We start from the raw sequence: 6,050 nt of genomic DNA, 5'->3' as shown, positions 1-6,050 counted from the left end.
GTCTTAAGCACATTAAGCCTCCTGGGTAACGGATAAGAAATAATCCTCAAGTGTTTGTTTTTTATTTTCTAAGAGCTCTTCTACACTCTTTTCTGTAATAAGCTTTCCTTTGTTGATAATACCTACTCTATCACAAACATTAGCAGCTACTTCCAAAACATGTGTTGAGAAAAAGACTATAGCACCTTCATCTGCTAAAGCTCTCATAATATCTTTTACTTCTCTGCTAGCCTTTGGATCTAAACCAACCATTGGTTCATCAAGTACTACAACCTTTGGTTTATGAACTAAAGCAGCCATTAAACTTAACTTTTGTCCCATTCCATGAGAGTAGGAGCTAACTAAATCTTTAAGTGCATCTTGAAGACCAAAAAGATTACTATACTTTTCTATTCTCTCTTTTCTATCACTTTCACTTACGTTAAAAATATCAGCAATAAAATTTAAATATTCATATCCAGTAAGTTTTTGATAAAACTTTGGCTCATCGGGAACATATGCTAAGTTCTTTTTAAAGCTAACAGGATCTTGTTTTATATCAACACCATTATACAGAATTTGCCCACTTGTAGGTGGAATGATTCCAACTAGCATTTTAATAGTAGTTGACTTACCAGCCCCATTTGGTCCTAAGAAGCCAAATATCTTTCCTTCTTCAAGCTCAAGATTTAAATTATTAACAGCCTTTACGCCTTCTTTATACTCTTTTGTAATTGAACGGAAAACAATCATTTTTCTCCTCCGCATTATTTTGATATCAAAATGATATCACTATGAAAAATAGCTGTCAATAAGGCAAAAAAAATCAGGCTTTTACACCTGATTACCTTTTCACAAACCAAATTTCATTAATTTTATAGTCTTTATCTAAGCCTTTTTGCTCAAACTTAGTTCGAGGCCTCCACTCTCTAGGAGGAGCATAACACTCATATGGATTAAAAAGTAATTCCTCTCCTGATAATATTTCTATCATCCACTCAGCATATTCCTCCCAGTCAGTGACAAGATAAAGATAGCCACCCTTTTTGAGCTTCTTTGCAAGTAGATTTACAAAATCCTTTTGAATTAATCTTCTCTTGTGGTGTTTCTTTTTTGGCCATGGATCTGGGAAGAAGATGTGAAAACCATCTATAGAGTTATCAGGGATCATGTGTTCAAGTACATCAACTGCATTAAATCTCATAAGCTTTATATTTGGCATTTTTTCTTCACCTACAGCCTTAAGTAAGCGAACAAAACCTTGCAAATATACTTCTAAGCAAAGATAGTTATAATCCTTTCTCTCTCTAGCAATAATCTCTGTAGATGTACCCATTCCAAAACCAATTTCAATAATTACAGGCTTTGATGGATCTACAAAAAGAGTTCTTGGGTCAGTAAATTCATCCTTGAAAACTACAGCATATTCAGGAAAATAAGCTTCAACACTTTTTTTCTGGTTATCATCTAGTACATTGTTTCTAATTGCATAGCTTTTAATACCACGCATTAATGATGTTCTAACTTCAATATCATTAATATGCTTATATATCTCTTCTTTTTCCATCTTTTACTCCAGTCTTTTTAATTGGTCTAGGATAAATAGTGCTTTATCCTTTAATGATACAGCATCAGTTTGCATCTTCATATAGTTCATTCGAGAAGAATCCATCTTAACCCTACCATTACTAAGCTTGAGAAGATTAATAATTTTCTCAGGTTTAATAGCAGCAAGATGAGAAAACTCAACTTGAACAAAACCTCTACTCTCAGAAAGATGATAAATCTCAAGACGCCTACATAGTATTTTGAGCTGTGCAATACATAAAAGGTTATCAACCTCTAATGGATAAGGTCCAAATCTATCCTCAAGTTCACTTCTAAGGTTATCAAGTTGGTAATCATCTTTTACAGAAGAAATCTTTCTATAGACTTCGAACTTAATAGCAGGGTCCTTAATATAAGTATCTGGAATAAAGCCTGAGTAATCGAGTTCAAGATAAACCTCTCTATCCTCTTTACTCTGTTCTCCCTTAGTTTGCCTATTAATCTCTTCATCGAGTATTTTCATATACATATCAAGACCAACAGCTTCAAGCTCACCACTTTGTTCTTGACCTAAAATATTACCAGCTCCACGAATTTCCATATCCTTCATCGCAACCTTAAAGCCACTTCCTAAGGATGTATGTTCGCTTAAAACCTTAAGTCGCTTAACAGCATCATCATTTAGCATATCCTCTGAAGGATAGAACAGGTAACAATATCCCTGACGGTCACTTCGACCTACTCTACCACGAAGCTGGTAAAGCTGTGAAAGTCCAAAACGCTCTGCGTTATCGATAATAATGGTATTTACATTTGGAATATCAATACCATTTTCAATAATTGTTGTTGAAACAAGAACCTGTACCCCCTCATAAACAAAGCGATGCATGATATCCTCTAGTTCATTGGGATCCATTTGTCCATGAGCATACTCAATAATTGCTTCAGGAATTAGCATTCTCAATTGGTAAGCAACTTCACTTAAATCCTGTACCCTATTGTGTAAATAGAATACTTGTCCACCCCTTTCTAACTCCTTTCTAATTGCGTTAACAGCTCTTGTAATGTTGTAATCAGTGATAATTGTAGAAACAGGTAACCTCTCTCTAGGTGCTGTAGTTAAAAGGGACATATCACGAACTTTTAAGAGAGACATATAAAGTGTTCTAGGAATAGGTGTTGCGGAGAGCGTTAAGCAATCGACATTAACCTTCATAGACTTAATTTTCTCTTTATCCTTAACACCAAATCGCTGTTCCTCATCGACAACTAATAAGCCAAGGTTCTTATATACCACACTCTTTTGCAGAATCTTATGAGTTCCAAAAAGGACATCAACCTTACCGTCCTTTAAGGCTGCTAAAATTCTTTTCTGGTCCTTTGTGCTAACAATTCTAGAAAGCATCTCAACATTAATAGGAAAGGCAGCAGCTCTTTCTTTAAACTTTCTATAGTGCTGCTCAGCAAGAATTGTAGTTGGAGCTAAGAAAGCAACTTGTTTACCACTCATAACTGCCTTAAAAGTTGCTCTAAATGCAATTTCAGTTTTACCATAACCGACATCGCCACAAACCAAACGGTCCATGACTTTATCACTTTCCATATCCTTTTTAATGTCTTCAATACACTTTAACTGATCAGGAGTTTCAGTAAATGGGAAGGAAGCTTCAAATTGTAGCTGCCAATCATTATCAGGTAAAAAAGGAAAGCCAAAGGAATTTTGTCTTGCAGCATATAGCTTGATTAACTGAGAAGCAAGTTCCTGGGCATTCTTTAAGGCTCTTTGCTTTTTCTTAGTCCAACCACTACCACCCATGGTATCAAGCTTAGGAGCTCTACCATCAGAACCAATGTAGCGTTGAACTAAGTCTGCTTGCTCAATAGGTACATAAAGAAATTCATCATGCAGATATCTAATCTTAATGTAGTCTCTTTCACTTCTAGTTGTTTTAGCTCTCTCAATTTTTACAAATTGACCAATACCATAATTAACATGGACTACATAATCACCTTCATGTAAATCCACAAAGGAATCAATTGGAGCAGATGATACATTGACTAAAGTTTTCTCACTTTTAACCTTTCTTCGACCAAATATCTCTGCATCAAGAATAACAGAGAGCTTAATTGAATCAATAGTAAAGCCATGAGAAATATCGGTAACTACAAGCTGGATATCAGGATAATCCCTTAACACAGTTTCTAAGCGTTGCTGCTGAACAACCGATGGGGCAACTACTATTACCTTATATTTATTCTTGATCAATCCCTCTAGCTCTTCTTTGAAGTAAGTAACATTACCAAAGTATGATTTTGCTGGTTGGATATCAAAGGTATAGCAGTTATCACATACCATATCCTCAGCAACCATCTTTTTCTTTCTACCACTAACAAAAACAGGAGCATCTACTAAAAGCTTGTCAGGAAGAACTACATCTCTATTTTGGTTATATGCTTCTTTAAATAGTGCCTTAGCTTCATTTACTAATGAGCGATAAGCAACATCCATTCTTGCAGAACCTAAATAGAATAAGTAGTCATCTGGAAAAAGATATGAGGTAAATGAGCTATTTTCAGTTTTACTTTCATTGCTCATTAAACTAAGAGTGTATTTTGAAACACTTTTAATTGCCTTTTGAGTTACACTATCATAGATAGCAATCTTTTCTATTTCATCCCAGGAGGCATATAGTCTTACTGGATTTTCCTCCGAATATGGGAAAATCTCCATTACCTCTCCTCTTATTGAGTAGGTACCAACCTCATAACAACTTCCTTGACGATAATATCCCGCCATAGAAAGCTTTTGGGCTAAAGCCATTGGATCAAAATTATCATGAACTTTTATTGTTAAGCTTAAATCAGAAAGGCTCTCCTTGCTAATTACAGGAGAAGAAAAAGCTCTGAGTGAAGTAACAATAATACCTTGCTTTAGCTGAGTAATTTGACTTAAAGCCTTTGCTTGTGCATATTCTCCCATTGTTGCACTTGGAGTGCTATAAAGTTTCTTACCATTTGAAGGGAAATAAACAACAGGAATATCCTCTATATCTGATAAATCAGTATATAGTTCCTTAGCAATTTCCTCTGTAGGAACTAATGCTATAATTCTATTCGATTGGCTTCGCTGAACAAGCTCAATTAGCCTAGACAAAGCATATCCGTCTAGGCCCTTAATATGATAACTATCACCCTGATTATTCTTAAAACTCTTGTAGAGGGATGATGATTTAATGTAATCTTTTATTTGATTTTGAATCTCTTTATTCACAAGCAGATTCAATTTACTCAAAAAGAGAAAAAAAAACAATGTTTGAACTTGATAATTCAGCTCTTGATGAGCTTAGTAAAGGTATTTATGAGTCGGGTCTTCTAGCAAAGAAGATGCAAAGCGAAATCCATCGTTTTTATAAAAGTGATGGTTCTGTACTTACTGAAACAGATCTTGCAATTTCAAAAAAAATTGAGGACATGGTAAAAAATCTATTCCCAAATTGTGGGTTTATCAGTGAGGAAGCTGAAATAGAAGTAAAAGAGGATGTGCCATTTACATTTATTCTCGACCCTATCGATGGAACAGATGTGTATTCACAAGGTCTACCTTCATATGCAGTTGCACTTGGAATAATCAACAATGAAAGAGTACCTGTGGGAGCAATGATATACCTCCCTCGCTTTGGAAAAGGTAGAGAGGATATGTTTGTACGCTTAGACCCAGGTAAAGATTTATTTGTTGATGGAAAGCCTTTTGAAATTCAAGGTAATAAAGATGTAGTTAAGCAAGTTACAATGGGCTCTGGAGGACAAGTTAAGATGGACTTTACTAACTTTAATGGTAAGGTTAGAACATTTGGTTCCTCCATTATCCACCTACTTTCCCCTGTAGTTTTTTCTTCGATTCAAGGATGTGTTAACCAACCTTGCTTTGTTTGGGATATCGTGTCTGCTCATGCTGTTTTAAAGAAGGTAGGCATGGATATTGAATATGTAGATGGAGAGCCTTTTATTTATACAGATGAATTCTTGTATCAAAAGAAGAAGTTTAAGAAAGATATCTATGCAGGAACTAAAGAAGGAATAAAATGTATGAGAAAAATCCTTCCTGTTAGGGTCTAATTACATTCCAATGATAAGGAAAAACAGATAAAAACAAATCTAAAAATGAGTCTCTTACACTAACGAAGAGACTTATTTCTTTTTCAGAGAGCTTAACAATTGAATTGTAAAACCCTTCTCTTCTTTCAAGCTCTATTAGCCCGCACTCATCAACTACAACAATTCCACTATCAAGCTTAAGAAGGCGTTCTTCTCCCCAAGCAAAAGCATTCTTTTGAATTACATATTTTCCATCAACTCTATTCATAAAATTAACCTCTTCACCAGTGGCTATATCATGTAAATAGAGTTGATTTTTACTTTTATCGGAGCTTAAAGTTAAAATACCTTTTGCACCATCAAGTTTTCTTAGAAAGGATGTTTTTCCACCATTTCTCGGTGCAACAACTGCGTTAAATTCCTTCATC

5 protein-coding genes are annotated in these 6,050 nt (G+C 34.9%); 1 reads left to right on the top strand and 4 read right to left on the bottom strand.

The features are described 5' to 3' along the window. Positions 1-12: 12 nt before the first annotated feature. From SOY52_RS04870 to mfd, 3 genes are all read right to left on the bottom strand, one after another. Positions 13-732: an ABC transporter ATP-binding protein gene (locus tag SOY52_RS04870; RefSeq protein ID WP_320847855.1), complete on the bottom strand. Its 720-nt coding sequence runs from the start codon at positions 730-732 to the stop codon at positions 13-15. A 91-nt stretch (positions 733-823) separates the two neighbouring features. Beyond that, on the bottom strand, positions 824-1,546 hold the full coding sequence (trmB, locus tag SOY52_RS04865; protein ID WP_320847854.1) for a tRNA (guanosine(46)-N7)-methyltransferase TrmB: 723 nt from the start codon (positions 1,544-1,546) through the stop codon (positions 824-826). A gap of 3 nt (positions 1,547-1,549) precedes the next feature. Then, complete coding sequence (gene mfd, locus SOY52_RS04860) at positions 1,550-4,798, bottom strand: transcription-repair coupling factor (RefSeq protein WP_320847853.1); 3,249 nt, start codon at positions 4,796-4,798, stop codon at positions 1,550-1,552. A gap of 38 nt (positions 4,799-4,836) precedes the next feature. Between mfd and SOY52_RS04855 the strand changes: the two genes are divergently transcribed. After that, positions 4,837-5,643, top strand: a complete 807-nt coding sequence (locus SOY52_RS04855) for an inositol monophosphatase family protein (protein WP_320847852.1) — start codon at positions 4,837-4,839, stop codon at positions 5,641-5,643. Here the strand turns inward: SOY52_RS04855 and SOY52_RS04850 are convergent. Continuing rightward, positions 5,633-6,050: hypothetical protein (locus tag SOY52_RS04850; protein WP_320847851.1), on the bottom strand; the 418-nt coding region annotated here is incomplete at its 5' end. The genes SOY52_RS04855 and SOY52_RS04850 overlap by 11 nt on opposite strands.

The organism is Bullifex sp., from assembly GCF_034103065.1.
GTDB lineage: Bacteria > Spirochaetota > Spirochaetia > Sphaerochaetales > Sphaerochaetaceae > Bullifex.
This window is presented reverse-complemented; position numbering and strand designations above follow the sequence as displayed.

Excerpts from the sequence above, each read along its gene's own strand:
- SOY52_RS04870 (WP_320847855.1), bottom strand. The coding sequence starts at position 732 with ATGATTGTTTTCCGTTCAATTACAAAAGAGTATAAAGAAGGCGTAAAG.
- trmB (WP_320847854.1), bottom strand. The coding sequence starts at position 1,546 with ATGGAAAAAGAAGAGATATATAAGCATATTAATGATATTGAAGTTAGA.
- SOY52_RS04855 (WP_320847852.1), top strand. The coding sequence starts at position 4,837 with ATGTTTGAACTTGATAATTCAGCTCTTGATGAGCTTAGTAAAGGTATT.